A 26,512-nucleotide genomic window follows, 5' to 3' on the forward strand; every position below is an offset into this window, starting at 1 on the left:
CCGGCACGGTTGGCACGGAGGAGCCGCCTTGGACATCGCGACGCGCGTCTGGAACCACAAGTGGAAGATCGACCCCATCGTGCGGTCGCTCATCGACACGGATTTCTACAAGCTGCTGATGTGCCAGTCGGTGTTCCGCAAGCGGCCCGCCACCAAGGTCACCTTCAGCCTGATCAACCGCTCGGCGCACGTGCCGCTGGCGCGGCTCATCGACGAGGGCGAACTGCGCGAGCAGCTCGACCACATCCGGTCGCTGTCCTTGAGCCGCGGGGAATCCACCTGGCTGCGGGGCAACACGTTCTACGGCAAGCGGCAGATGTTCCGGTCGGACTTCATGGAATGGTTCGAGGGGCTGCGGCTGCCGCCCTACCACCTCGAGCGCGTGGGCGACCAGTACGAGCTGACCTTCGAGGGGGCCTGGCCGGAGGTGATGCTGTGGGAGATCCCCGCGCTCGCCGTGCTGATGGAGCTGCGCGGGCGCGCGGTCCTGCACGACATGGGCCGGTTCGAGCTGCAGGTTCTCTATGCCCGCGCGATGACCAAGCTCTGGCAGAAGATCGAGCGCCTGCGCGAGGTGCCGGACCTCAGGATCGCCGACTTCGGCACCCGGAGACGGCATTCCTTCCTCTGGCAGGACTGGTGCGTGCAGGCGATGATCGAGGGCTTGGGGGCGCGGTTCACCGGCACGTCGAACTGCCTGATCGCGAAGAACCGCGACCTCGAGGCGATCGGCACGAACGCCCACGAGCTGCCCATGGTCTACGCCGCGCTCGCGGCGGACGACGAGGCGCTCGCCCGGGCGCCCTACGACGTGCTGGCCGACTGGCACGAGGAACACGAGGGCAACCTGCGCATCATCCTGCCGGACACCTACGGCACCGAAGGGTTCCTGTCGCGGGCGCCGGACTGGCTGGTGGGCTGGACCGGCATCCGCATCGATTCGGGCGATCCGGCGAAGGGCGCCGAGGCGGCGATCCGATGGTGGCGCGAGCGGGGCGAGGACCCCCGCGAGAAGCTCATCATCTTCTCGGACGGGCTCGACGAGGAGCGCATCCGGTCGCTCGCCGAGCAGTTCTCGGGCCGGGTGCGGCTGTCCTTCGGCTGGGGCACGCTCCTGACCAACGATTTCCGCGGGCTCGCGCCCGAGGACCGGCTCGCGCCCTTCAGCCTGGTGTGCAAGGCGGTCGCGGCGGAGGGGCGCCCGACGGTCAAGCTGTCGGACAACCCCAACAAGGCCATGGGCCCCGCCGACGAGATCGCGCGCTACAAGCGCGTGTTCGGCGTGGGCACGCAGGAACGGCTGGCCGTCGAGGTCTGAGGGCGCGCGCTTGGCCGTCAGGGCATGATGTAGATGGGCGTGCCGTCCTTCACCATGGCGTAGACGCGTTCGATCTGGCGGTCGGTCAGCGCGATGCAGCCCCAGGTCCAGTCGGTGCGGCCGTCCGCGGAGCTGCCCTTGCGCGGGCCGCCGTGGATGAAGATGTCGCCGCCCGGGCTTCGTCCCATCGCCAGGGCCTCCGCGATGTCCTGCTCGTTCGGGTACGAGATGCCGAGCGAGAGGTGGAAGTTCGAGTTCGGGTTGCGCCGGTCGATGAAGTAGAGGCCCTCGGGCGTCTTGCCGTCCCCCTCGACCTGCTTGTCGCCCACCGGCGCGAACCCGAGCCGGATCGGGTAGGTCTTGAGCACCCGGCCGTGGTGCATCATGTGGATGCGGCGTTCACCCTTCTGGACGATGACCTGCGTCACCTCGGGGCCGTTGTAGGTCTTGAACTTGCTGCTGCACCCGGCCAGCACCGTGGCCATGGCGACCGCGATCACGATCGATAGAATTCGCATGAGGACTGCCCGCTCGTTTTTTTCAGACGTTAGCGGAAAGGGGCGCACCGGCAAAGGCGCGTGGTGTCACCGCTCACGATCCGGTGAGGGGGCGCCGTGCTCTCGCTCGCGCAGCCGCGCCTCGATCGCCTCGAGCCGGGTCAGGACCTCGTCGCGGTAGGCGCCGGTCCTCTCGCCCTCCTCGGCGCTGTGGGCGTCCTGCATGGAATTCACGATGAGGCCCACGATCAGGTTCACCACCGCGAAGGTCGTGACCATGATGAAGGGCACGAAGAAGGCCCAGGCGTAGGGGTAGACCTCCATCACCGGGCGCACGATGCCCATCGACCAGGATTCGAGCGTCATGATCTGGAAGAGCGAGTAGGCCGAGCGGCCGAGGTCGCCGAACCATTCCGGGAAGGCGTCGCCGAAGAGCTTGGTCGCCATCACCGCGCCCACGTAGAAGATGAGCGTCATCAGCAGGAACACCGAGGCCATGCCCGGGAGCGCGGTCAGGAATCCCTCGACCACGCGGCGCAGGCTCGGGCTCACCGACAGCACCCGCAGCACCCGCAGGATGCGCAAGGCCCGCAGCACGGAGAAGCCCTGCGCCGCCGGCACCAGCGCGATGCCCACGATGAAGAAGTCGAACACGTTCCAGCCGTTGCGGAAGAAGCGCGGGCCGTGCGCGACGAGCTTGAGCGCGATCTCGGCCACGAAGATCGCGAGGCAGATCGTGTCGAGCGCCACGATGAGGCCGCCGAAGCGCGCCATCAGAAGGTCGGACGTCTCCATGCCGAGGAGGATGGCGTTGAAGACGATGACCCCGATGACGAAATCGCGCACCATGGCGCTGTCGACGAAGGTGGCGATGCGGGAACGGAGGGTCATGCGGGGGTCGCTCGGCTGAGGGAGAGTTGCGCGGCGACCTCCACATGCGACGACCAGCGGAACTGGTCAACCACCTGCACCCAGTCGAGCGTGTAGCCCGCAGCGACGAGCGTCGCGCAGTCGCGGGCGAAGGTGACGGGATTGCACGAGACATGGGCGATGCGCGGAATGCCCGACCGGGCGAGGGCCGCGACCTGCGCCTCGGCGCCGGCGCGCGGCGGGTCGATCACCGCCGCGCCGAAGCGCTCGAGATCCTCGGGTGCGAGCGGGTTGCGGAAGAGGTCGCGCACCTCGGTCGCCACCGCCTTGAGACCGGGGGCGTGCCGCCAGGAGGCATCGAGCGCCGCGAGCATCGCGCGGTCGCCCTCGACCGCGTGCACCGCGGCGCGCCGGGCGAGCGGCAGCGCGAAGGTGCCGCAGCCGGCGAACAGGTCGACCACGCTCTGGGCGTGCCCCACGACCTCGGTCACCGCCTGCCGCAGCGCGACCTCGCCCGGGACGGTGGCCTGCAGGAACGCGCCGGGCGGCGGCACGACGGCGATGCCGTCGAAATCGACCCGGGGCGCGCGGCGCACCAGCGTCTCGTCGGCGCCCCAGGCGAGCCGCGCGAGGTCGTGGGCGCGGGCGATGTCGGCCAGGGCCGCGCGGAGCGGCGCATCGGCGGGCTTGCCGCCCGTCGCCGCCACGTCGAGGCCGGCCGCGGTGAGCGTTACCAGCACCGACAGCTCGCCCTTGCGGCTGCCGCCGGCGCGCGCGAGGTCCTCGACCATGGGCAGGGCCCGCGCCAGGGCGGGCTCGACCACCAGGCAATCCGGGACCGGAACGATAACGTCCGACCGCTTGGCGTGGAACCCGGCCAGCGCGCCCTTCTTCGTCCGCCGGGCCGAGAACGCGGCGCGCCGGCGCGTGTGCGGGAGCGAGGTCGCGACGCCCCGCAGGGGCGCCGGCAGCCCGTGCGCGGCAAGCGCGCGCGCCACCACCTCGGCCTTCCAGTCCGCCACGAGCCTGTCCGAGGCGTGCTGCAGCTGGCAACCGCCGCACAGGCCCGCATGTGGGCAGGGTGGCCGCACCCGGTCGGGCGAGGCGGTCAGGATGCGCGGCGCGGGCAGGGTGCCGTCCGCGACCTCGCCCGCGACCTCCTCTCCGGGCAGGGTGCCAGGCACGTAGACGGGCCCCGGCGCGATGCCGTCGCCGCGATGCCCGAGGCGTTCGATGACGAGGGTGGTCATGCAGGGCGTCGGATCAGAGGCTTGGGGCGGCTTCGACCGGGTGCGGGGCGGGGCCCGCGCGGTCGAGCGTGGCGACGAAGCGCGCCACGTCGCGCGGCCCGCGCAGCAGGTGCACCTCGGTGTCCGGGCCGGCGAGGTCGCAAAGCTCGCGGATCTGCGCGCGGCCCACGTGCCGGGTGTCCCAGATCCATTTCCAGAAGGCGGGGTCGAAGCGTTCGGCGCAGCCCTCGCCGCTGTCCGGCCGGGGCCGACCGTAGCCCGCCACCGTCCGGCGGAAGACCCGCCATGCCCGGAGCCAGAGGGGCAGGTCCAGAACCACCAGCGTGTCGGCCCGGGCGAGCCGCGTCCGCCAGGTGCCGCGGTAATTGCCCTCGATGATCCATTCCGGGTCGCGGGCAGCCTCGAGCATGCGGTGGTCGCGGTCCTGCCGGCCGCGCGGCTGCCAGCCGGGCTGCCACTGGATGCGGTCGAGGTGGATGACGGGCAGGCCGGTGCGGCGACCGAGGGCTCGGGCGAGCCAGGACTTGCCCGCACCCGGTTGGCCGACGATCATCACGCGTCTCACTCCGCCGCCTCCTGCGTCTGGATGAAGCCGCCCGACTGGCGATCCCAGTAGCGCGCGTAGAGGCCGCCCTTGGCCAGTAGCGCCTCGTGGGTGCCCGCTTCGGCGATACGTCCCTCGTGCAGCACGATGATGCGGTCCATGTCGGCGATTGTCGAGAGCCGGTGCGCGATGGCGAGCACGGTCTTGCCGACCATCACTCGGTCGAGCGCGCGCTGGATCTGCGCCTCGACCTCGCTGTCGAGCGCGCTCGTCGCCTCGTCGAGAACGAGGATCGGCGCGTCCTTCAGGATGGCGCGGGCAAGCGCGATGCGCTGGCGCTGGCCGCCCGACAGCTTCACCCCGCGTTCGCCCAGATGCGCGTCGTAGCCCGTGCGGCCCGCGTGGTCCTGCATCGTCTCGATGAAGTCGTGCGCCTCGGCCTTGCGCGCCGCGGCGACGACCTCGTCGAAGGTGGCATCCGGCCGCCCGTAGCGGATGTTCTCCAGCGCCGAGCGGTTGAACATCGCGGTTTCCTGGGTGACCATCCCGATCTGGCGGCGCAGGCTCTCCTGCGTCACCGCGGCGACGTCCTGCCCGTCGATGCGGATGTGCCCGCGCTCGGTGTCGTAGATGCGCAAGAGCAGCGAGACGAGCGTCGACTTGCCCGCCCCCGACGCGCCGACCACGCCCAGCTTCTCGCCCGGCGCGATGGTCAGCGTCACGTCCTCGAGCCCGCCGGTCTCGTGCCCGTAGCGGAAGGTGAGATCCTCGATCTCGATCCGGCCCTCGGTCACCGCGAGCGGCACCGCGTCCGCGCGGTCGACCAGCGTGTGGCGCGGCGTCAGCGTGCGCATGCCGTCCTCGGTCTCGCCCACGTTGGCATAGAGCGTCATCAGCGTGTGGCTGACCCAGCCCGTCATCTGCGCGAGCCGGAGCGAGATCGCGCCCGTCGCCGCGATGTCGCCGGCGCTGACCGACCCGCGCGACCAGAAGAACAGCGCGCCGCCCACCATCAGGACCGGCAGCGCGCCCGCGAGCGTCACCAGCCAGAACCGGAACATGACCGCCACGCGGCCATAGGCCAGCGTCGCGTCGCGGAAGGTCGACATGGCGCCGAGCGCCGCGCGGTCCTCGTGGTCGGCATGGGCGAAAAGCTTGACCGTCTTGATGTTCGTGACGGTGTCGACCACCTGGCCCGTGACCATGGCACGGCTCGAGGCGCGGTGTTTCGACGTGGCGCGCACCCGCGGCATGTAGTGGCGGATCATCACCACGTAGAGCCCCATCCAAAGCACGAGCCCCGCCGAGATGTAGGGATCGATCGTGCCGACGAGCAGGATCGCCCCCACCACCGACGCGAGCGCCACCAGCACCGAGTGGATCATCTCGATCACCACGTCGGTCATGGCGCGGGCGGTCTGCATCTCCTTCTGCGCGATGCGGCCGGCAAAGTCGTTGTCGAAGAAGGTGACCGCCTGCCCGATCGTGTAGCGGTGCAGTCGCGACAGCACGAGGTTCATCACGTTGGGCGCGATGACGATGGACTGGAAATAGGTGGATCCGGCGAAGGCCGCGGGCCGCAGCAGCATGAAGAACAGGAAGCCGCCGACCATCACCGCGGTTTCCGTCCGGAAGATCGACCCGGCCTCGGTGGCGAGCGCCGCGTCGACCACGCGGCCGAGCACCAGCGCCGCCGCGACCTCGATCACGCCCACGAGGATCGAGAACACCGACCCGATCGCCAGCACGCTCCAGGCGCCCGCCAGACCCCAGCGGAAGAACGCCATCAGCGTGCGTGGCGGCGGGCTGTCCGCCGCGGCGAAGGGGTCGATCCAGTCGGCGGGTCGTTTCATCGCTCGTGCCTCGGTCTGTCCGTCAGGTCGCGCGCCCCGGGGGTCATTCCGCCGCCTCGGCGTCGGGATCCATCGCAAGGAATCCGCCCGACTGGCGCGCCCAGAACTTGGCATATAGTCCGCCCCGCGCCAGAAGCGCGTCATGCGGTCCTTCCTCGACGATCCGGCCGTCGTCCATGACGAGGATCCGGTCCATCCGGGCGATCGTGGACAGCCGGTGCGCGATCGCGATCACCGTCTTGCCCTCCATCATGCCGTAGAGCGTGTCCTGGATCGCCGCCTCGACCTCGCTGTCGAGCGCGCTGGTGGCCTCGTCGAGCAGGAGGATCGGTGCGTCCTTGAGGATCACGCGGGCGAGGGCGATCCGCTGGCGCTGGCCGCCCGACAGCTTCACGCCGCGCTCGCCCACCTGCGCGGCATAGCCGCGGTTGCCGTGCGCGTCGCGCAGGTCGGTGACGAAGTCGTGCGCCTGCGCCTGCCGCGCCGCCGCGATCATCTCGTCCTCCGTCGCCTCGGGGCGGCCGTAGAGGATGTTGTCGCGCACCGACCGGTGCAGCAGCGCCGAATCCTGCTGCACCATGCCGATCTGTCCGCGCAGGCTGTCCTGCGTCACCGCCGCGATGTCCTGCCCGTCGATCAGGATCCGCCCCTGCTCGACATCGTAGAACCGCAGCAGGAGCTTCACGAGCGTCGACTTGCCCGCCCCCGAACGCCCGACGAGGCCGACCTTCTCGCCCGGAAGGATGGTCAGCGACACCCGGTCGAGCCCGCCCGCGCCCTTGCCGTAATGGTGCGACAGGTCCTCGATCTCGATCCGGCCCTCGGTCAGCTTCAGCGGCTGCGCGTCCTCGCGATCGACGAGCCGCACCGGCTGCGCGATCGTCTCCATCCCTTCGGCGATCACCCCGAGCTGCTGGAAGAAGTTGGTGAAGGCCCACATGATCCACCCGGTCATGGCGTTGAGCCGGAGCGCGAGCGCCGTCGCCGCGGCCACCGTGCCGACCGTTGCGATCCCCATGCCCCAGAACCAGATCGACAGGCCCACGACGCCCACGATCAGGAGGCCGTTCAGCACCGTCAGCGCCACGTCCATGATGGTGTAGAGCCGCATCTCGCGGGCGAAGGTCTCGCGCGCGCGCTCGATCGCCTCGCGGCCGTATTCGACCTCGCGGTCGTGGTGGGCGAACATCTTGACCGAGTGGATATTGGTGTAGCTGTCCACCACCCGGCCGGTGACGAAGCTGCGTGCGTCCGACGAGGCCTGCGAGGCGGGCTTGATCCGCTTGACCGTCCACGCCATCAGCCAGAGGTAGAGACCGAGCCAGATCGCGAGCGGCAGCATCAGCCACGGGTCGAAGCCGCCGAGCAGGACCAGCGCGCCGAGCACGTAGGCCACCGAATAGGTCAGCGCGTCGAAGATCTGGAACACCGCCTCGCCGGCGGCGGGCGGGGTCTGCATGATCCGGTTGGCGATGCGGCCGGCGAAGTCGTCCTCGAACCAGCCGACCGACTGGCGCAGCACGTGCCGGTGGGCCCGCCAGCGGAACAGCGTCCCGTAGTTCGGCATGATCGCGTTGTTGAGGAACAGCACGTCCGCCGCCTGCAGCGCCGGCCGCAGGACGAGGATGAAGACTGCCAGCGCGACCAGCGCCCAGCCGTGATCCGCCCAGACCTGCGAGGGCGAGCCGCTCAGGATGTCGACGACCCAGCCCATCGCCCAGATCAGTGCCACCTCGACCCCCGCGACCGCGACCGACAGGACGCCCGTGATCGCGAAGACGCGCCGGAAGGGGCGCGAATAGTCCAGCATGAACGGCACCAGCCGCCGCGGCGGCGCGTCGTTCTGCACATAGGGTGCGTAAGGATCGACGAGACCCTCGAAGAAGCGGAACAGGCGCATGGACTTGCCTTGGATCGGGACGGGTCCGGGGACGCCGTGGAAGGGGAGACCGCCCGCCCCGGTCAGGCGTCCGGTGCGGACGGGAATCGGGTGCCGGGCGCGGATGGCCGAAAGGTAGGACGGCGCGGGGTCCGATGCAAATGCAGGCGCTCAGGTCCCGAGCAGCTCCGCCCGCCCGAGCGTGAAGCCCGAGGCGATCCAGCGCTCCTGCAGCTCCCCGAGGCGCCGGCCGAGCGCCGCGCCCTCGTACTCGGGCATGAGATCGCGCGGCTTTACCGGGAACTCGGCCGCCGCGCCCCGCGCCGCGGCCTCGAGCGCGCCGGGATCGAGCGGTTGGCCGAGCGAGGCCGCGCGGACGAGCAGCGCGTCCCGCGCCGTCTCCACCCCGTGCCGCCAGCCCAAGGGGCCCGCCCCTTCGCCGCTTTCCACGGCGTCGAGCAGCCGGGACAGGCGTGCCTGCGCGCGCTTCGGCAGTCGCAGCGCGGCGCCGTCGCGGACGCCCAGCGCCGCGAGCCGGCGCAGCGGGTCCGGGGCGATCCCGGCCTCCCCCTCGAGGTGAACGAGCGGGGCGAGCGCCCGGGGGTCGGCCCCGTCCAGCGTGGCGGCGAGCGTCCCGCTCTGCGCCATTGCGGCGACGGCAGGGGCGGGGTCGGGGGCCGACAGGAGCTTGGTCACCTCGGCGCCGACCCGTTCGCGCGAAAGCCGGGCGATGCCGTCGAGATGGGCGGCTATAGCCGCCAGCGCGTCTGCGTCCATCCCGGCATCGGGGTCCGCGTACCACGCGAAGAACCGGAAGAAACGCAGGATGCGCAGGTAATCCTCGCGGATGCGCCGCTCGGGGTCCTCGATGAAGCGCAGGCGCCGTGCCTCGAGATCAGGTAGGCCGCAAAGCGGATCGACCACCGTGCCGTCCGCCTCGCAGTAGAGGGCGTTCATGGTGAAATCGCGCCGCCGCGCGTCCTCGCCGACATCGGTGGCGAAGCGGACCGTGGCGCGCCGCCCGTCGGTCTCGACGTCGGCGCGGAAGGTCGTGACCTCGAACCCGCGCCCCTCGGGCACCAGCGTCACCGTGCCGTGGTCGATCCCCGTCGGCACGGCCTTGATCCCCGCGGCCTCGGCCAGCGCCACGACGCGGGCGGGGTCCGCATCCGTCGCGATGTCCACGTCGGAGACCGGCATGCCGAGAAGCGCGTTGCGCACGCAGCCGCCCACGGCCAGCGCCCGGTGGCCGCCGTTCCGGAGAAGGGCGAACACCGCCTGCGTGTCCGCGGCGTCGAGCCAGGCGCCGGCGACCCGGGTCACGGGTGAAGCCGCGCGGCCAGAGCCCGCAGCACGCGGGCAGTCGCGCCCCAGATGTAGTAGGGCCCGTAGGGCACGGTGTAGTAATGCCGCCGCGACCCGCGCCAGCGCCGCCCCTCGACGGCAAAGCGCGCGGGGTCCGTCACGTGGGCGAAGGGCACGGTGAACACCTCGTCGACCTCGCCCGGTTCGGGCACCGCGACGAAGCCCGGCGCCACCACGCCGATCACCGGCGTCATGAGAAAGCCGGTCACCGTCTCGTGCGCGGGCAGGTGGCCGAGCACCCGCACGTCGGCGCGCGACAGGCCGATCTCCTCTTCCGCCTCGCGCAGGGCGGCAGCGGTCACGTCGGGGTCACCCTCGTCCTGCTTGCCGCCCGGAAAGGCGATCTGCCCCGGGTGGTGCTTCAGCCGCGAGGACCGCTTGGTCAGGATCAGCCGCACCGTGTCGCCATCCTCGAGCAGCGGCACGAGCACGCCCGCCGGACGCAGCTTGCGCCCCGGCGGCAGCGCGACGCCGGGGTTCAGGTCGAAATCGGAGGTGTCGCCGGCCGGCTGGCGGAGCGCTGTCGCCAGCCGGTCGAGCAGGTCCGGTCCGGCCGGGCCGGGCCCTCGGGTCTCAGCCGTGCTCATGCCCCGACCCCCCGGCGGCCTCGAAGCCGACCGAGGCGGGATCGAGGTCGTAATGCGCGCCGCAGAACTGGCAGTCGGCGGTCACGCGGCCGTCGTCGGTGGTCATCTTCTCGATGTCCTTGGCCGAGTAGATCGACAGCGACTGCCGGACCCGGTCCTCCGAACAGGTGCAGCCGAAACGCACGGGCTGCGCGTCGAAGACCCGCGGCACCTCCTCGTGGAAGAGCCGCACCAGCAGGTCGGTGGGCGGCAGCGAGGGGCCGATCAGCTCCATCTCCTCGACGGTATCGAGGTGCAGGTTCGCCCGGTTCCAGTCCTCGCCCTCGTCCTCGCCGAGGATGTCGCGCGCCACCAGCAGACCGCCCGCGCCCGAGCCGCCGCCCGAGATCTCGGGGCTGGCCTTGGGCATGTGCTGCAGCATGATGCCGCCGGCGCGCCAGTGCTCGGTGCCGCCCGCCTCGGTCGACCGACCGAAGCGCAGCTGGAACCGCGTCGGCAGCTGTTCGGACTGGGCGAAATAGGCCTCCGCCGCCTCTGCCAGCGTGGTGGCGGCCAGCGGCGTGATGCCCTGGTAGGGCGTCATGCCCTTGCCCTGGTCGATCAGGATGGCGAAATAGCCCTCGCCGACATTGTCCATCGGCCTGCCGCCCACGCGGTCGCGGTCGAAGCTCGCATAGGCGCGGATGCGCGCGGGCTCGCCCTCCGTCTCGGGAGCGTAGAAGTCGGTCGCGATCATCCGCACGGGGCCGTTGGTCTGGATCTGCAGCGACAGCTTCCAGCGCAGCTTGATCGTCTGGCCGATGAGCGCCGTCAGCAGCGCCATCTCGGCGACGAGCGCCTCGACCGGCGCGGGGTAGTCGTGCTGTTTCAGGATCCCGTCCAGAACGCCGTCCAGCCGCGCCACCCGGCCGCGGATGTCCGAACGGTCGAGCTGAAAGGGCAGGACGGTGTCGTCCCAGGCGAGCTTCGTGCCGAGTGTCATGGGGTTTCCTTGCTAGCCGCGGATTGGCATACCGGCACCATATATGGCCCATGCCCCGAGGTCCAAGGGGCGCGGCGCCACGGGCACGTCGGGGTTGAGGGAAACGCATGACAGCACGATACGGCACGCCGCCCGATGCCGGGCGCCGCTACACCCTGCGGCCCGGCGCCTACGCGATCCTGCCGCGGCGGGGCGCGCTGCTCCTGACCCACCAGGACGCGCCGTGGCCCGAGTTCCAGCTTCCGGGCGGCGGGATCGACCCGGGCGAGAGCCCGCTCCAGGCGCTGCACCGCGAGGTGTGGGAGGAGACCGGCTGGCGGATCGCCGCGCCGCGACGGCTCGGGGCCTTCCGCCGCTTCACCTACATGCCGGAATACGATCTCTGGGCCGAGAAGCTCTGCATCATCTACCATGCGCGGCCGGTCAGAGCGCTGGGCGATCCGGTCGAGCCCGGGCATCTCGCGGTCTGGATGGCGCCGGCGCTGGCGGCGCGGAAGCTCGGCAATCCCGGCGACCGCGCCTTCGTGGCGCGTCACGTGGCCTGATCCGGCCCCTCCGAGGGCGCGAATTCGAGAAGCGCGGCCGACACGTCGTCCTGCAGGCCCTCGCCCTCGGGCAACTCCGCCGCGAGCCGCCAGAACAGGTCGTCGAGGAATTCCGTGCCCGCCGCCGCACCGCAGGCCGCAACGAGCCGCAGCAGCCCCTCGGGCCCCAGCATGCCGCCGTCGCGGGTCGCGGCCTCGATGAACCCGTCCGAGAAGAGAAGTAGCCGGTCGCCCTCGGCCAGCGTCACGTCCTGCGCGCTGTGGCTGACCCCCTCGACCAGGCCGATGGGCAGCCCGCCCTCGCCGATATAGCCGGGCGGGCGTCCCGCGGGCAGGTGCAGCGCCGGGGGGTGGCCCGCCTGCACAATCAGGCAGCGCCCAGAGGCGAGATCGACGGTGGCGTAGTGCATGGTCAGGTACTCGTCGACGCCCGGGTCGAGCGTCAGCCGCTCGTTGAGGCGGCGCATGACCTCGACCGGGTGGCGCAGCGCGTACCCCTGGCCCGGCCGGTGCTCGAGCGCCACGTTCTGCTCGGGGTGGCGGGGGCTCAGATAGCCCGCGACCCGCGCGGTCATCATCGCCGAGGTGATGCCGTGGCCCGAGACGTCGATGGCGTAGAACCCGAGCGTGCCGTCGCCTGGACTGAACATGCCCACGAGGTCGCCGCCCACATGCCCGCAGGGCCGCAGCAGCAGGCTGACCCGCGAGCGGCCGAACACGCGCGAGCGCTCCGGGACCAGCGCCTGCTGGATGCGCCGGGCCTGCCGCAGGTCGCGGTCGATGGCGTCGTAGAGCGTCTGCAGCTTCGCCAGCGTGTCCGAGATCACCTGGTTCTTCTGGCTGAGTTCGCGCTGCATCGACACGATCCGGGCGCCCGCCGCGATGCGTGCGCGCAGTTCGAGGGGGTCCACCGGTTTCGTCACGAAGTCGTCGGCGCCCGCGTCGAGCCCGGCCGCGGCGTCCGCCTTGTCGCTGCGCGCGGTCAGCAGGATGAAATAGGCGTAGCCGGGCAAGGGCAGGCCGCGGAACCGCCGGCAGAATTCGAGCCCGTCCATGCCCGGCATCATCCAGTCCGACAGGACGAGGTCGAAGGACTGCCCGGCGCAGGCCCGAAGCGCCGCGTCCCCGGATTCGGCCGCCGTCACCCGGTAGCCCCAGCGCGTCAGCATGCGCGACAGCATCAGGCGCTGCCCGGCGCTGTCGTCGACCAGCAGGGCGCGCGGCACAACGCGCCGGTCCGCCCCGGCGGGCGGCGGTGGCGCCTCGAGCGCGTTCATCTCCGCTGCTTGACCATCGCTGCCCCGACATGTTCCGGCATGTGATAGGCCCGGCGCCTTAAGCCCGTCTGAACGCCGCCCCGGCTTTTTCGTTCACCGCGCGTTCACCGCTGACCGGCGATCCTGCGTCCGGGGCCAAGAGGGGCGTTCGGAATGATCGACTGGACCCAGGTCCGCATGCTGCGCTCGGAAATCGGCGAGGACGGGTTTGCCGAGGTCGCCGAGGTCTTTCTGGAGGAGATGGCGGCGGCCGTGCGCGACCTGCCCGCGGCCGACGCCGACGCGCTCCGCGGGGCGCTGCACGGGATGAAGGGGGCGGCGAGCAACCTCGGCATGGCGGCCTTGGCCGAGGCCTGCGCGCGGGCGGAACGTTCCGACGATCCCGCGGCCGCGCTGCCTCGGGACGTGCTCGCCCGGATGTTCGATCAATCGCGGGCCGCGCTTCTCGACGGGCTGGCCCGCGGGGCGGGCTGAGCGCCGTCAGATCAGGAACTGGGCGAGGATCTCGTCGTCGGTGATGTCCTGGTAGGCGAAGCCCTGCGCGTCGAGCTGCGCGAAGAACGTGTCGAAATTGGCCGCGCGGCTCGTCTCGATCCCGATCAGGACCGACCCGAAATTGCGCGCGGACTTCTTGAGGTACTCGAACCGCGCGATGTCGTCCTCGGGCCCCAGCACGTTGAGGAAATCCTTGAGCGCGCCCGGCCGCTGCGGCAGCCGCAGGATGAAGTACTTCTTCACGCCGGAATAGCGCTGCGCGCGCTCCTTGACCTCGGGCAGCCGCTCGAAGTCGAAATTCCCGCCCGACGTGATGCAGACGACCCGCCGGCCGCGGATCGCGTTGCCCAGGTCCTTGAGCGCGTCGATCGCTAGTGCGCCCGCGGGTTCCAGCACGATGCCCTCGACGTTCAGCATCTCGAGCATCGTGGTGCAGATGCGGTCCTCGGGGATCGTCAGCGTGTTGGCGAGGCCCACGTCGCGCAGCACCTCGAACGTGTGCGCGCCGATCTGGCCCACCGCCGCGCCGTCGGCGAAGGTGTCGACGCGCGGCAGCGGCACCGGGCGGCCCGCCTGCAGCGCCGCGCGCAGGCAGGCGCCGCCCGCGGGTTCGACCAGCGTGTATTGCGGACCGTCGCCGAAATAGCTGAGCAGCCCCGCCGACAGTCCGCCGCCGCCCACCGGCACCACGATGTGATCCGGGCGTCCCATCTCGTCCTCGATCTCGACCCCGACCGAGGCCTGTCCCTCGATCACCAGCGGATCGTCGAAGGGCGGCAGGAACGCGCCGTCGCGTTCGGTGCAGAACGCCTGCGCCGCCTTGAGGCAGTCGTCGAAATAGTCGCCGACGAGGCGGATCTCGATGGCGTCGCCGCCGAACATGCGGGTCTTCTGGATCTTCTGCTGGGGCGTCGTCACGGGCATGAAGATCACGCCGCGCGTGCCGAAATGGCGGCACATGAACGCCACGCCCTGCGCGTGGTTGCCCGCGCTCGCGCACACGAAGAGCGGTGCGTCCGGGTGCCGTCGCATGGCGTTGAACGCGCCGCGCAGCTTGTAGGACCGCACCGGCGACAGGTCCTCGCGCTTGAGCCAGATCTCGGCGCCCGTCAGGTCCGACAGGTGCTGGTTGAACAGGAGCGGCGTTGGCGGGAACACCGCGCGCATGGCTTCGGTGGCCGCGCGGGCGCGTCGGGCGAAATCGGTCTCGGGCCGGTCTGTCATGCCGGTTCCCCTGACGCAGAACGCGCCGCCGCGCAAGCCTCGAGCGGCGGCGCGGGGGTCAGTCGATGGCGCGGCCCTCGACGGTGATGCCGTAGATCGTGGTCAGGATCGAGGCGCCCACCATGGTGCCGATCCAGCCCAGCACCAGCCCGTAGACCAGCCCGAAAAGGCTGGCGCCGCCCCCGAGAAGCCCAGGCAGCTCGAGCAGCGTGGTGAAGATCCCGGTGATCAGCGCGAGCACGAGCAGGTCGCCGGTGCGCCCCGCGGTGCGGCTCCACGCGTCGGGCAGGTCCATGGGCCGGTCGAGCGCGGCGGCCGGCAGCCAGGGCGACAGCCGGAAGAACAGCACCGCCGCCGCCGTCGTCGCGAGCAGCGGCACCAGCACGATCCCGATCCCCGTCGTGCCGAGCGCCAGCGCCAGCACGACGCCCACCGCCACCACCAGCGCGACGACCAGAAGGCCGATCAGCAGCGAGCGCCAGAAATAACGGAGGACGCTGCCGCCGTGCCAGCGCGGCAGCCAGCCCGCGGGATATTCCTCGGCCAGCACGAAGCGGTGCCAGGCGACCGCGATCCAGAGGCTCGCCACCACGCCCAGGATCGACAGCAGCACGACCGGCAGCGACGGCTGCAGCGTGCCCGCGTTCTCGGTCACCGACAGGAAGAAGGCGACCTGGGCCGCCGCCTGCACCGCATACAGGACCAGCGAGACGCGGAGCGCGCTCGAAAGGTTGCGCAGCACCAGCTGCACCGAATGCACGAAGATGCGCCAGCCGGTCATGTCCGCCTCCCTCAGGTGTCGCGACTGGCTATCATCCCGCCCGCGGGCGTCAAGCCGCGCGCCTTGCCCCCCGTGTGAAAAGCGGCTAATCGCCCCGCCAGCACCGAGCAAGGAGCCGTCCGAGATGCCCGCATCCGCGCCGAAGAAAGTCGTCCTCGCCTATTCCGGCGGCCTCGACACGTCGATCATCCTCAAGTGGCTGCAGACCGAGTACGGCTGCGAGGTGGTCACCTTCACCGCCGACCTCGGCCAGGGCGAGGAGCTCGAGCCCGCGCGCCAGAAGGCCGAGATGCTGGGGATCAAGCCCGAGAACATCTACATCGAGGACGTGCGCGAGGAATTCGTGCGCGACTTCGTCTTCCCGATGTTCCGGGCCAACGCGGTGTACGAGGGGCTCTACCTCCTCGGCACGTCGATCGCGCGGCCGCTCATCTCGAAGCGGCTGGTCGAGATCGCGGCGGAGACCGGCGCCGACGCGGTCGCCCACGGCGCGACCGGCAAGGGCAACGACCAGGTGCGGTTCGAGCTGGCGGCCTACGCGCTCAACCCCGACATCAAGGTCATCGCCCCGTGGCGGCTCTGGGACCTGACCTCGCGCACCAAGCTCCTGGCCTTCGCCGAGGAGAACCAGATCCCCATCGCCAAGGACAAGCGCGGCGAGGCGCCGTTCTCGGTCGACGCGAACCTCCTGCACACCTCCTCCGAGGGCAAGGTGCTCGAGGATCCGGCCGAGGAGGCGCCGTCCTACGTCTACCAGCGCACGGTCGATCCCGAGGACGCGCCCGACACGCCCGAATTCGTCGAGATCACCTTCGAGAAGGGGGATGCCGTGGCGATCGACGGTACGCCCCTGTCGCCCGCGGCGATCCTGACCGCGCTCAACGAGCTGGGCCGCAAGCACGGCATCGGCCGGCTCGACCTCGTCGAGGGCCGCTTCGTCGGCATGAAGTCCCGCGGCATCTACGAGACGCCGGGCGGCACGATCCTGCTCGAGGCGCATCGCGGGATCGAGCAGATCACACTCGACCGCGGCGCCGCGCATCTCAAGGACGAGCTCATGCCGAAATATGCCGAGCTCATCTACAACGGCTTCTGGTTCAGCCCCGAGCGCGAGATGCTGCAGGCGCTGATCGACCGCAGCCAGGCCCATGTGACCGGCACCGTCCGGCTCAAGCTCTACAAGGGCCTCGCGCGCACCGTCGGCCGCTGGTCGGAGCATTCGCTCTATTCCGAGGCGCACGTGACCTTCGAGGAGGATGCCGGCGCCTACGACCAGAAGGACGCGGCCGGCTTCATCCAGCTGAACGCCCTGCGGCTGAAGCTGCTCGCGGCACGCGACCGTCGCCTGAAGGGCTGATCCGTTCGGGCCTGTGCGGCAGGGGACTGCCGCGCTAGGGTCCGGACCATGGCCGATCTCGAGGATTTCGTCGCCGCGCAGGACCGCACCTGGCCCGAGGTCACGGCGGAGCTGGCGGCGGGACGCAAGACCACGCACTGGATCTGGTGGGTCTTCCCCCAGCTGGCGACGCTCGGCCGGTCCGAGCGGGCGCAGCATTTCGGCCTGTCGGGCGTCGACGCGGCGCGATCCTATCTCGACCATCCCGTGCTGCGCGCCCGCCTCGTCGAGGCCGCGCGCCTGCTCCTGCGCCATGACGGGACGCCGCCCGAGACCATCCTCGGGCCCGTGGACGCGCTCAAGGTGCGCTCGTCCCTGACGCTCTTCGAGGCGGTGCCGGGCGCACCGACGGAATGTGCGGAGGTCCTGTCGCGTCTCTACGGCGGCGGGCGCTGCCCGCTGACGCAGGCATATCTGGCAGGTCACGCCCCGAGGGGGAATCGGGGGGACCTGCCCTGATATGAACCGCGGCATCCATGCGGGGGCGACGGATGCCGCGGCACACTCGTTACATTCTGCCGACACCATCCGGCATCGACATCCTCCATACACGGGCGACCGGACGGGGGAGTTTCACGCGTGCGCCGATTTTTTTTCGCATCGGCAGAACCGAACCGGCTGGGGATTGCCGGGAATGCGTCAGGACGGACCGCGGAGCCTGTGGGCGCGCAGGTGCTCGTAGGCGGGCAGCGCCGCCTGCGCGAGGTCGGCCGCCGCGCCCTCGAGCGCCGGCAGCGGCCCTTCGGCGCCTGCGAATCCCGTCGAGCGGTGCACGGCGCCGTACCATACCGGCGCCCAGACCCCGTCCTGCGCATGGCCGCCCGCGGGCCAGTGCAGCATCGCCGGGTCGAAGGAGAGCCCGATTGCCGCGCAGAGCGCGCGCAGCATCGGCTCTGGCGCCGCGCGGATGTCGGCCGAGTCGACGACGACCGGCCGCGCGCCGGTCGCCATCAGCCGGTCGAACAGCTCCGCCTGCTGGACGAACCCGATCTCGGGCAGGGTGGGATGCTCGTATTTGGCCGAAAAGCTCGCCACCACCCGCGCGGGGTGCCGGATCAGGAACACGTTCGTCACGTCCGCGATCCAGTCGCGGGGCATGTCCGCGATCATGTGCTGCGCCATGTGCTTGTGATAGGCGTGCGCGCGGCCATCCGGCACCGGACCCGTGAGGTCGGCGACCACCCGCTCCGGATCGGTCGGCTGGGCGCGCAGGATCTCCTGGCGCATCGGGTGGTCGAACCCGGTCCGCGCGAGGTAGGCGGCATAGAACGGCTCGTCGACCACGTGGAAATCGGACCGGTTGCCGAAGGCGTACATCATCGCCGTGCTGAGGTTGCGCGGTCCGGACCAGACGGCGAGCTTCATGGGGCTTGTCCCGCTTCGATCGCCGCCGTGCGGCACCTGCGCCGAGGCTAGCCGCTGGCGCGGCGGGGGCCAAGGGGCGCCTCACGGCTTCGGCGCGTCGGCATTGCGCCCGGCAAGCAGCACGCTGATCGTGTAGGCCTTTTCCGGCGTGAGCCCGGCGAGGATGGCGGCCGCGGCCTCGGGCTTCATCCGGCCGAGGAACCCGGCGGCGAATTCCGGCGCCATCTCCTCGAAGAGCGCGGCGGCGTTCTTGGGCTTCATGCGCGCGTAGACATCGGTCAGTTGCGCGAGGTCGTTCTCCGCCGCGCTGCGGGCGATGTCGAGCGTCGCGCGCAGCTTCTCCTCCGCCTCGACAAGTGCCGTCATGCGCGCGTCGATCTGCGTCTCGGCGACCTTGAGCGCCTGCATGCGCAGCTGCATCTCGCGTTCGCGCTCCGCGAGGCGGGACTCGCGGGCGTCGAGCGCTTCGAGCAGGGCGGCGGCATCGATGTCGTCGGGCGCCTGACCGGGCCCGGGCTGCTCCTCGGCGGCGGTGGCGGGGCTCGCCAGGACCCGGTCGATGCCGCCCGCGAGCCGCAGCGCCGCCGAGGCCAGGAGGAGCGCCCCGATCACCGCGAGCGTGCCGCGCCCGCGCCGCGGCGCCCTGTCGCCGCGCTGCCGGCCCCGCGCCATCAGCGGGTCCGCCGGGCGAAGACCGGCGTCTCGGGCCCGGTGTCGCGGTCGGGACCGGGCGCGGGCCGCCGCTCGGGCGGAGGGCGATGGGTCGCGTCCTCGGCCGGCAGGTCGTGCATCGACGCCACGAGCAGTTCGAGCCGCCGCGCGACCTCCTCGGCCCGGGTGGTCAGCGCCTCGAGCGATCCCGACGACGCCCCCGCGGCCTGCTGGGCCGCGCCGAGCGTGCGCACGAGGTCGTCGACCTGCGCTGACAGCACCGCCACCGCGCCGCCCACCCCCGATTCGAGGTCGTTGAACCGTGTCAGCCGCCGCGCCAGAACGAAGCAGTAGAACCCCGCGCCGAGCGCGCCGGCGACCAGCAGGATATCGGCGATCAGTTCCATGGTCCCTCCGTCAGTTCAGCACGAATTCGAGCACGAGAAGGTCGCGCACCTTGTCGCTGCCCACCACCAGCTGGACCCGGCGGGTCAGCTGCGCGCGGATCATCACGAGGGCCTCGCGCGCCTCGATGTCCGCGGGTTCGAGTGCGCGCAGGTAGCCGTTCATCGCGTCGAGCACCCGCGGCTCGAGCAGCCGCACCGCCTCCGCGTCCGCCTGCGGCACCTCGAGCGCGGCGCGGAACCGCAGGTGCCCGCCCGAGGGCCCGCTGCCCAGCGACACGAGGATCTGCGGCAGCTCGACGAACACCACGTCCGAGGCGGGCCGTCCCTCGACGTGCCCGGGCGCGACGTGCGCCTCGTCCTCGGGCGCGTGCGCGTCCGCTTTCTGGCCGCCCAGCGGCAGGAGACCCGAGGACACCGCGAAGAATCCGCCGCCGCCCCCCGCGAGCGCCAGCACGATGCCGAGGAGAAGCGGCAGCCTCGATTTCTTCTGCCCGGCCTCGGGCTGCGGTTCGGCGGCGTCGGTCATGCGGCGTTCACCTCGTGTTCCCTGCCGCGGTGATAGCCGCAAATCAGCTAACCGATTGTTAAGCGGGCTGAGTCACGGTGCCCGACGATCGAAGAAGTCGGTCGGGGGATTCGGAGGACGAGGTGCAGCAGGTGCTGAACGTCTGGGGCGGCCTTGGGCTGCAGCGCCGCATCCTGGTCGTGGCGGCGACGGTGGCCATGTTCGGGGCGGTGATCGGGCTCGCACGCTTCGCCGCGAGCCCGAACATGACGCTGCTCTACGCGGGGCTCGACGCGCCTTCCGCGGGCGAGGTCGTGGCGGCCCTCGATGCCCGCGGAGTGGTCTACGACGTCCGCGGCGGCGCCATCTTCGTGCCGGCGCCCGAGCGCGACGCGTTGCGCCTTACCCTCGCGGGCGAGGGCCTGCCCGCCAACGGTCCCGCAGGCTACGAACTGCTTGACGGCCTGTCGGGCTTCGGCACCACGGCCCAGATGTTCGATGCCGCCTACTGGCGTGCCAAGGAGGGCGAGCTTGCCCGGACGCTGCTCGCCGCGCCGCACATCGCCGCGGCGCGCGTGCACATCGCCTCGGGCACCGCGAACCCCTTCCGGCGCGGCGCGACGCCCACCGCGTCGGTGTCCGTCACGCCGTCGGGCGCCGCGCTCGACCCCGCGCAGGCGCGCGCCATCCGTTATCTCGTGGCCTCCGCGGTCCCGGGGCTCGATCCCGCGGGCGTCTCTGTGATCGACAGCCGGACAGGGCTCGTCGGCAGCGACGAGGACGCGCTCGCCGGCGCTTCGGCCGAGGACCGCGCGGCGACGCTGCGCGACCGGGTGCAGCGGCTCGTCGAGGCGCGGGTGGGGCTCGGCAATGCCGTGGTCGAGGTCGCGGTCGACACCGTCACCGAGAGCGAGCAGATCCGCGAGCGTCGGCTCGACCCCGAGAGCCGCGTCGCCATCAGCACCGACACCGAGGAGCGGACCGAGCAGGCGCAGGACCAGGGCGGCGGCGGCGACGTGACGGTCGCCTCGAACCTGCCCGACGGCGCTGCAGGCGGCGACCAGTCCTCGCAGAGCAACCAGGCGGAAACGCGCGAGCGCGTGAACTACGAGGTGTCCGAGACCACGCGCGAGGTGGTGCGGGCCCCGGGCATGGTCCGGCGGGTGACCGTCGCGGTGCTGGTCAACGGCCGCTACGAGCCGCAGGCCGACGGGCCCGCACTGTTCGTCCCGATCCCGGAGGAGGAGCAGGCGGCGCTGCGCGACCTCGTGGCGTCGGCCGTGGGCTTCGACGAGGCGCGCGGCGACCTCATCACCATCCGCTCGCTGCCCTTCGAGCGCCCGGAAGGGCTCGGGACCGAGGCGGTCGCGCCCGGATGGCTCGACGGCCTCGCGCTCGACCCGATGACGCTGATCCAGGTGGCGGTGCTGGCGCTCGTGGCGCTGGTCCTCGGCCTCTTCGTGGTGCGCCCGGTCCTGGCCGGCGGCGGCGGCACAGGCGTGCCCGCGCTCGCCGCGCCCGGTCAGGACGCGCCGCTCGACGGGGCGATCCTGCCTGATTTCGGCACCGCCGACGCGCTTTCGGGCCGGGACGTGGATTTCGGCAACCTGCCCATGCTGTCCCCGGGCTCCGGCGGCGGCGGTTTCGACCTGCCGGGCGAGATGCCCGAGGACCCGGTGGAACGCCTGCGCGCCCTGATCGGCGAGCGCAAGGAGGAGGCGGTCGAGATCCTCCGCACCTGGCTCGACACCCGGGAGGGCGTGGAATGAGCGCGCTTGCGGATCTGCTCGAGGACTTCGGGACGGTGGTCCCGTCCGGCGCCGGGCCCGCTTCGGGCGTCGACGCCGACGAGATCGCGCGCCGCGAGCTGCAGAGCTACGAACAGGGCTACCGCGCCGGCCGGGACGACGCCGTGCGCGCGCAGGACGAGGACAGCACCCGCCTTGCCGGCGACTTCGCGCAGAACCTCAAGGACCTGTCCTTCACCTACCACGAGGCCTACAGCCACGTGCTGCGCGCGATGACGCCGCTCCTGCGCCAGATCGTCGAGACGATCCTGCCGGTGGCGCTGCACGACGGGCTCGGCGCGCACGTGGCGGCCGAACTCGAGCAGGTGGCTGCCCGCTGCGGGGGTCTCGCGGCGGAGGTGGCCGTCGCGCCGGAATCGCTCGCCGCCGTGGCGCCGTTCCTCGCACGCGATTTCGGCTTCCCGGTCGACCTCGTGCCGGATGCGAGCCTGCGCGAGGGGCAGGCCGAGCTGCGCCTGCCCGACCGCGAGCAGCGCATCGACCTCGACGGGATCGCCGAGGGGCTGCGCACCGCCATCGCGGCGTTCCGCCCGGACATGCATGAGGAGCGAGCCTATGGATGACTTCCCGTCGCAGGATGGTCCGGCACGCCAGGACGCCCGCGCGCTTTCGGCGGTCCCGATCGAGGTCACGGTGTCGGTCGGGCGCGCGCGCCCGCTGATCCGCGACCTGCTGCAGATCGACGAGGGCTGCGTGCTGGTCCTCGACAAGCGGCTCGACGATCCGGTCGAGCTGTTCGTGGGGGACCGCCTCATCGGCATGGGTGTGCTGGAGGTCGTTGAGGAGGACGGCCAGTCGCGCCTCGCCGTGCGGCTGACCGAGGTGGCCGACCTGCGGGCCACGGTCTGACCGCGATGGCCGCCCCGTGCCGGGATGCCGGCCGCGCCCTCGGACTGGCCGCGCTCGCGCTGGCCGTCGCCGCCGTGCCCGCCGGGGCGCAGGAGATCACGCTCGATCTCGGGCAGGGCGGCTCGCTCACCGGCACGTCGATCCAGCTCATCGCGCTCATCACGCTCTTGAGCCTCGCGCCCGGCATCGCCATCATGATCACCTGCTTTCCCTTCATGGTGACCGTGCTCGCGATCCTGCGCCAGGGAATCGGGCTGCAGCAATCGCCGCCCAACATGCTGATCGTCAGCCTCGCCCTGTTCCTGACCTGGTTCGTGATGGAGCCCGTGTTCACCGAGGCCTACGCGGCGGGCGTCGTGCCGCTCGTGGCCGAGGAGGTCGACCTGCGCACGGCCTTCGACGCCGCGATGGTACCGTTCCGCGACTTCATGGCGGCGCGCGTCGATCCCGAGACCTTCGCCGCCATGGCCGACCTGCGACCCGACGCGGCCGGCACCCCGCTCGCCCCCGCCGCGCCGCTCTCGGTCCTCGTGCCGAGCTTCCTGCTGTCCGAGATCGCCCGCGCCTTCCAGGTCGGTTTCCTGATCTTCCTGCCGTTCCTCGTGATCGATCTCGTGGTGGCGGCGATCCTCATGGCCATGGGCATGATGATGGTGCCGCCCGCCATCGTGTCGCTGCCCTTCAAGCTTGCCTTCTTCGTGCTGGCCGACGGCTGGTCGCTCCTCGCGGGAAGCCTCGTGCGCAGCTACTTCTGAACCCGCGCGGCGCCGGTGCGGCCCGCTTGCCCTTTCATTCTGCGCGCTATCCTGTATCCCGCCGGCCACAATGCGACCTGCAACCGGAGGGATTGCCATGGCAGACCGGACCGAGCCGCCCGGGACCTACGACCTGTTCATCATCGGCGGGGGCATCAACGGCTGCGGCATCGCGCGGGACGCGGCCGGCCGCGGCCTGAACGTGGGGCTGGCCGAGATGAACGACCTCGCCTCCGCCACCTCCTCGGCATCGACCAAGCTGTTCCACGGCGGGCTGCGCTATCTCGAATATTTCGAGTTCCGCCTCGTGCGCGAGAGCCTGATCGAACGCGAGACCCTGATGCGCGCCATGCCGCACATCTCCTGGCCCATGCGCTTCGTGCTGCCGTTCCACCGCGACATGCGGTTCGAGTCCTCGACGCCGACCTCGAAGCTCCTGAACACGGTGATGCCGTGGATGAAGGGCCGCCGGCCGTCCTGGCTGATCCGGCTCGGCCTCTTCCTCTACGACAATCTCGGCGGGCGCGAGATCCTGCCCGGCACCCGCACGCTCGACCTCACCCGCGCGCCCGAAGGCCGGCCGCTCAAGGAGCGGTTCCGACACGCCTACGAATATTCCGATTGCTGGGTGCAGGATTCGCGCCTCGTGGTGCTGAACGCCCGCGACGCCGAGGCGCGCGGCGCCGACATCCTGACCCGCACCCGCGTCACCGTGGCCGAGCGCGACGGTGACCACTGGCGGATCGGGCTCGCCGACCGCGAGACCGGCGCGACCCGCACGGTGACCGCGAGGATGCTGGTCAACGCGGGCGGCCCCTGGGCGGGCGAGATCATCCGCGGCGTCGTGCGGTCGAACGCGACCGACACCGTGCGCCTCGTGCGCGGCAGTCACATCGTCTGCCGCAAGCTCTACGAGCACGACAAGTGCTACTTCTTCCAGGGCACCGACGGGCGGATCGTCTTCGCCATCCCCTACGAGCAGGACTTCACCCTGATCGGCACCACCGACAGCGAGCAGGACGATCCCGACCGCCGCCCGGAATGCACCCCCGAGGAGCGCGACTACCTGATCGCCTTCGCCAACGCGTATTTCCGCGAGGAGCTGACCGCCGACGACGTTGTGTGGTCCTATTCCGGCGTGCGCCCGCTCTACGACGACGGCGCCTCCTCGGCGACCGCGGCCACCCGCGACTACACCCTCAAGGTCGACGATGCGGGCGGCGCGCCGCTTCTCAACATCTTCGGCGGCAAGATCACCACCTACCGGCGGCTCGCGGAATCCGCGCTCGACAGGATCGCGCCGTTCTTCCCCGGCCTCAAGGGCAAGTGGACCGCGGGGGTGACCCTGCCGGGCGGCGACTTCAAGGTCGTCGAGACGCGCGGCAAGATCGAGGACCTGGCCGAGGCCTATCCCTTCCTCGGCCACCGCTGGGCCGAGCGGATGATCCGCCATTACGGCACCGAATCCTGGACCATCCTCGGCGACGCGCGGGAGGCGGCCGATCTCGGGCGCGATTTCGGCCACACGCTCACCGAGGCCGAGGTGCGCTGGCTCATGACCCGCGAATATGCCCGCACCGCCGAGGACGTTCTCTTCCGCCGGACGCGGCTCGGCATCCGCGCCACCGAGGCCCAGATTGCGGATCTCGACGGCTGGATGCAGGATGCCCGCGCGGAGCATGGCGCGCACGCCGCGCAGTAGCGCCCGCGCACGGAACAAGACTGACGGACCAGGAAGGAAGGGGAGGAGCGATGCGCCACGTGCTTGCCATCGACCAGGGAACCACGTCGAGCCGGGCGATCCTGTTCGACGAGAAACTCGCGGTCACCGCCGTCGCGCAGGAGGAGTTTCCCCAGCACTACCCGGCCTCGGGCTGGGTCGAGCACGACGTCTCCGACCTCTGGACGAGCGTCGCCGCCACCTGCCGCGGCGTGATCGAGAAGGCCGGGATCGACGTCGCGGACATCGCCGCCATCGGCATCACCAACCAGCGCGAGACCGTCTGCGTCTGGGACCGCGAGACCGGGCAGGCGGTGCACCGCGCCATCGTCTGGCAGGACCGGCGGACCGCGCAGATCACGCAGGGGCTCAAGGACGCGGGCCACGAGGACATGGTGACCGACCGCACCGGCCTCCTGCTCGATCCCTACTTCTCCGCCTCCAAGCTCAAGTGGATCCTCGACGAGACCCCCGGCGCGCGCGAACGGGCGCGGGAGGGCAAGCTGCTCTTCGGGACGGTCGACAGCTTCCTGATCTGGAAGCTCACCGGCGGCCGCAGCCACGTCACCGACGCGACCAATGCCTGCCGGACCATGCTCTACGACATCCGCAAGGGCCGCTGGTCCACCTCGATCGCCGAGATGCTCGACATCCCGCTGGAGATGCTGCCCGAGGTGCGCGACTGCGCGGGCGACTTCGGCGTCACCCGCCCGGACCTCTTCGGCCGCGAAATCCCGATCCTCGGCGTCGCGGGCGACCAGCAGGCGGCGACGATCGGGCAGGCGTGCTTCCAGCCCGGCATGCTGAAATCGACCTACGGCACCGGCTGTTTCGCGCTCCTGAACACCGGCTCCGAACCGGTGCGCTCGCGCAACCGCCTGCTCACCACCATCGCCTACCAGTTCGACGGCACGCCCACCTACGCGCTCGAGGGCTCGATCTTCATCGCGGGCGCGGTGGTGCAATGGCTGCGCGACGGCCTGCGCCTCATCCGCGAGGCCAAGGAGACGCAGCCGCTCGCGGAAAAGGCCGACGACCGGCAGAACGTGGTGCTGGTGCCGGCCTTCACCGGGCTCGGCGCGCCCTACTGGAACGCCGAGTGCCGCGGCGCGATCTTCGGCCTCACGCGCAATTCCGGCCCCGAGGAATTCGCCCGTGCCGCGCTCGAGAGCGTGGGCTACCAGACCCGCGACCTGATCGAGGCCATGCACGCGGACTGGCGCGCGCCGGGCGGCGACGCCACGCTGCGCGTCGACGGCGGCATGAGCGCCTCCGACTGGGCGATGCAGTTCCTCTCCGACATCATCGGCGCGCCGGTCGACCGTCCGAGGGTGCTCGAGACCACGGCGATGGGCGCGGCATGGCTCGCGGGCATGCAGGCCGGCGTCTACCCCGGCATGGACGGCTTCGCCGACATGTGGGAACGCGAGCGCGAGTTCACCCCCGCCATGGACGACGCCACCCGCGACGCGAAATACGCGGCGTGGAAACGCGCCGTGGCGGCCGCGCAGGCCTTCTGAGCCCCGCGGCCGGCGGCGGGGGTGCCGCGCGGCCCCCCGTCCTTCTTCTTGGCGGAAATATCCCGGGGA

Annotated in this window: 27 protein-coding genes; 11 read left to right on the forward strand and 16 right to left on the reverse strand. The window is 71.2% G+C overall.

Annotation, left to right across the window (positions count from 1 at the left end; genetic code table 11):
• Window positions 1–28: 28 nt before the first annotated feature.
• Window positions 29–1,318 (forward strand): nicotinate phosphoribosyltransferase, encoded by a 1,290-nt coding sequence (gene pncB / locus RISW2_RS06880; protein WP_043768392.1) that lies wholly within the window; start codon window positions 29–31, stop codon window positions 1,316–1,318.
• 17 nt (window positions 1,319–1,335) lie between these two features.
• Here pncB and RISW2_RS06885 read toward each other — a convergent pair whose 3' ends face one another.
• The 9 genes from RISW2_RS06885 to hslO form a co-directional block, all read right to left on the reverse strand.
• Window positions 1,336–1,836, reverse strand: coding sequence for a L,D-transpeptidase family protein (locus RISW2_RS06885; protein WP_043768394.1), 501 nt, complete (start codon window positions 1,834–1,836; stop codon window positions 1,336–1,338).
• Window positions 1,837–1,902: 66 nt separating this feature from the next.
• On the reverse strand, window positions 1,903–2,706 hold the full coding sequence (locus tag RISW2_RS06890) for an ion transporter (protein ID WP_043768397.1): 804 nt from the start codon (window positions 2,704–2,706) through the stop codon (window positions 1,903–1,905).
• Entirely contained in the window at window positions 2,703–3,935 is a 1,233-nt protein-coding gene (locus RISW2_RS06895; protein ID WP_043768400.1) for a class I SAM-dependent RNA methyltransferase, read from the reverse strand. The genes RISW2_RS06890 and RISW2_RS06895 overlap by 4 nt, the downstream gene beginning before the upstream one ends.
• A 13-nt stretch (window positions 3,936–3,948) precedes the next feature.
• Window positions 3,949–4,500, reverse strand: coding sequence for an isopentenyl transferase family protein (locus RISW2_RS06900; RefSeq protein WP_051491840.1), 552 nt, complete (start codon window positions 4,498–4,500; stop codon window positions 3,949–3,951).
• Entirely contained in the window at window positions 4,497–6,332 is a 1,836-nt protein-coding gene (locus RISW2_RS06905; protein WP_043768403.1) for an ABC transporter ATP-binding protein, read from the reverse strand. The genes RISW2_RS06900 and RISW2_RS06905 overlap by 4 nt, the downstream gene beginning before the upstream one ends.
• Before the next feature lie 43 nt (window positions 6,333–6,375).
• Window positions 6,376–8,226 carry an ABC transporter ATP-binding protein gene (locus tag RISW2_RS06910; RefSeq protein WP_043768588.1) on the reverse strand — a complete coding sequence of 617 codons (1,851 nt, stop codon included), beginning with the start codon at window positions 8,224–8,226 and terminating at the stop codon, window positions 6,376–6,378.
• A gap of 156 nt (window positions 8,227–8,382) precedes the next feature.
• Window positions 8,383–9,534, reverse strand: coding sequence for a CCA tRNA nucleotidyltransferase (locus RISW2_RS06915; RefSeq protein ID WP_043768406.1), 1,152 nt, complete (start codon window positions 9,532–9,534; stop codon window positions 8,383–8,385).
• Window positions 9,531–10,163, reverse strand: coding sequence for a CoA pyrophosphatase (locus RISW2_RS06920; protein ID WP_051491841.1), 633 nt, complete (start codon window positions 10,161–10,163; stop codon window positions 9,531–9,533). The genes RISW2_RS06915 and RISW2_RS06920 overlap by 4 nt, the downstream gene beginning before the upstream one ends.
• Window positions 10,150–11,145, reverse strand: coding sequence for an Hsp33 family molecular chaperone HslO (gene hslO / locus RISW2_RS06925; RefSeq protein WP_043768408.1), 996 nt, complete (start codon window positions 11,143–11,145; stop codon window positions 10,150–10,152). Before hslO ends, RISW2_RS06920 begins: the two co-directional genes overlap by 14 nt.
• 107 nt (window positions 11,146–11,252) lie before the next feature.
• On the opposite strand from hslO, the gene RISW2_RS06930 reads away from it, so the two are divergent.
• Entirely contained in the window at window positions 11,253–11,690 is a 438-nt protein-coding gene (locus RISW2_RS06930) for an NUDIX hydrolase (protein ID WP_043768411.1), read from the forward strand.
• On the opposite strand, the gene RISW2_RS06935 is transcribed toward RISW2_RS06930, so the two are convergent.
• Entirely contained in the window at window positions 11,678–12,967 is a 1,290-nt protein-coding gene (locus tag RISW2_RS06935; RefSeq protein WP_043768413.1) for a PP2C family protein-serine/threonine phosphatase, read from the reverse strand. The two genes, RISW2_RS06930 and RISW2_RS06935, sit on opposite strands and share 13 nt — an antisense overlap.
• Before the next feature lie 153 nt (window positions 12,968–13,120).
• Here RISW2_RS06935 and RISW2_RS06940 point away from each other — a divergent pair, with 153 nt between their 5' ends.
• A complete protein-coding gene (locus tag RISW2_RS06940; RefSeq protein WP_043768415.1) occupies window positions 13,121–13,441 on the forward strand; it encodes an Hpt domain-containing protein in 321 nt (106 codons plus the stop codon).
• Window positions 13,442–13,447: 6 nt separating this feature from the next.
• On the opposite strand, the gene ilvA is transcribed toward RISW2_RS06940, so the two are convergent.
• Window positions 13,448–14,686, reverse strand: coding sequence for a threonine ammonia-lyase IlvA (gene ilvA / locus RISW2_RS06945; RefSeq protein WP_043768417.1), 1,239 nt, complete (start codon window positions 14,684–14,686; stop codon window positions 13,448–13,450).
• 58 nt (window positions 14,687–14,744) lie between these two features.
• Complete coding sequence (locus RISW2_RS06950) at window positions 14,745–15,467, reverse strand: hypothetical protein (RefSeq protein WP_043768419.1); 723 nt, start codon at window positions 15,465–15,467, stop codon at window positions 14,745–14,747.
• Between the two features lie 124 nt (window positions 15,468–15,591).
• Here RISW2_RS06950 and RISW2_RS06955 point away from each other — a divergent pair, with 124 nt between their 5' ends.
• Together RISW2_RS06955 and RISW2_RS06960 are read left to right on the forward strand one after the other, a co-directional pair.
• Complete coding sequence (locus RISW2_RS06955) at window positions 15,592–16,824, forward strand: argininosuccinate synthase (protein WP_043768421.1); 1,233 nt, start codon at window positions 15,592–15,594, stop codon at window positions 16,822–16,824.
• 48 nt (window positions 16,825–16,872) lie between these two features.
• A complete protein-coding gene (locus RISW2_RS06960) occupies window positions 16,873–17,322 on the forward strand; it encodes a DUF1810 domain-containing protein (RefSeq protein WP_051491842.1) in 450 nt (149 codons plus the stop codon).
• Between the two features lie 180 nt (window positions 17,323–17,502).
• Here the strand turns inward: RISW2_RS06960 and RISW2_RS06965 are convergent, their stop codons facing one another.
• From RISW2_RS06965 to RISW2_RS06980, 4 genes are all read right to left on the reverse strand, one after another.
• The gene (locus RISW2_RS06965; protein WP_043768423.1) at window positions 17,503–18,228 is read right to left on the reverse strand and encodes a sulfotransferase-like domain-containing protein; all 726 of its coding nucleotides are present in this window, start codon (window positions 18,226–18,228) and stop codon (window positions 17,503–17,505) included.
• 81 nt (window positions 18,229–18,309) lie between these two features.
• Window positions 18,310–18,900, reverse strand: a complete 591-nt coding sequence (locus RISW2_RS06970) for a MotE family protein (protein ID WP_043768425.1) — start codon at window positions 18,898–18,900, stop codon at window positions 18,310–18,312.
• A complete protein-coding gene (locus RISW2_RS06975) occupies window positions 18,900–19,286 on the reverse strand; it encodes a hypothetical protein (RefSeq protein WP_043768427.1) in 387 nt (128 codons plus the stop codon). The genes RISW2_RS06970 and RISW2_RS06975 overlap by 1 nt, the downstream gene beginning before the upstream one ends.
• Window positions 19,287–19,296: 10 nt before the next feature.
• Window positions 19,297–19,812 (reverse strand): flagellar basal body-associated FliL family protein, encoded by a 516-nt coding sequence (locus tag RISW2_RS06980; RefSeq protein WP_043768429.1) that lies wholly within the window; start codon window positions 19,810–19,812, stop codon window positions 19,297–19,299.
• Window positions 19,813–19,934: 122 nt separating this feature from the next.
• On the opposite strand from RISW2_RS06980, the gene fliF reads away from it, so the two are divergent.
• From fliF to glpK, 6 genes are all read left to right on the forward strand, one after another.
• Complete coding sequence (gene fliF / locus RISW2_RS06985) at window positions 19,935–21,560, forward strand: flagellar basal-body MS-ring/collar protein FliF (RefSeq protein ID WP_043768431.1); 1,626 nt, start codon at window positions 19,935–19,937, stop codon at window positions 21,558–21,560.
• Entirely contained in the window at window positions 21,557–22,162 is a 606-nt protein-coding gene (locus tag RISW2_RS06990; protein WP_043768433.1) for a FliH/SctL family protein, read from the forward strand. The genes fliF and RISW2_RS06990 overlap by 4 nt, the downstream gene beginning before the upstream one ends.
• Window positions 22,155–22,448 (forward strand): FliM/FliN family flagellar motor switch protein, encoded by a 294-nt coding sequence (locus tag RISW2_RS06995; RefSeq protein ID WP_043768435.1) that lies wholly within the window; start codon window positions 22,155–22,157, stop codon window positions 22,446–22,448. The genes RISW2_RS06990 and RISW2_RS06995 overlap by 8 nt, the downstream gene beginning before the upstream one ends.
• 5 nt (window positions 22,449–22,453) lie before the next feature.
• Window positions 22,454–23,203 carry a flagellar type III secretion system pore protein FliP gene (fliP, locus tag RISW2_RS07000; protein ID WP_043768437.1) on the forward strand — a complete coding sequence of 250 codons (750 nt, stop codon included), beginning with the start codon at window positions 22,454–22,456 and terminating at the stop codon, window positions 23,201–23,203.
• A gap of 97 nt (window positions 23,204–23,300) precedes the next feature.
• Window positions 23,301–24,905, forward strand: a complete 1,605-nt coding sequence (glpD, locus tag RISW2_RS07005) for a glycerol-3-phosphate dehydrogenase (protein ID WP_043768439.1) — start codon at window positions 23,301–23,303, stop codon at window positions 24,903–24,905.
• A gap of 50 nt (window positions 24,906–24,955) precedes the next feature.
• Window positions 24,956–26,443: a glycerol kinase GlpK gene (gene glpK / locus RISW2_RS07010; protein ID WP_043768441.1), complete on the forward strand. Its 1,488-nt coding sequence runs from the start codon at window positions 24,956–24,958 to the stop codon at window positions 26,441–26,443.
• The last annotated feature ends 69 nt before the right edge of the window (window positions 26,444–26,512 follow it).

This window comes from Roseivivax isoporae LMG 25204, from assembly GCF_000521865.1.
Taxonomy (GTDB): Bacteria; Pseudomonadota; Alphaproteobacteria; order Rhodobacterales; family Rhodobacteraceae; genus Roseivivax; species Roseivivax isoporae.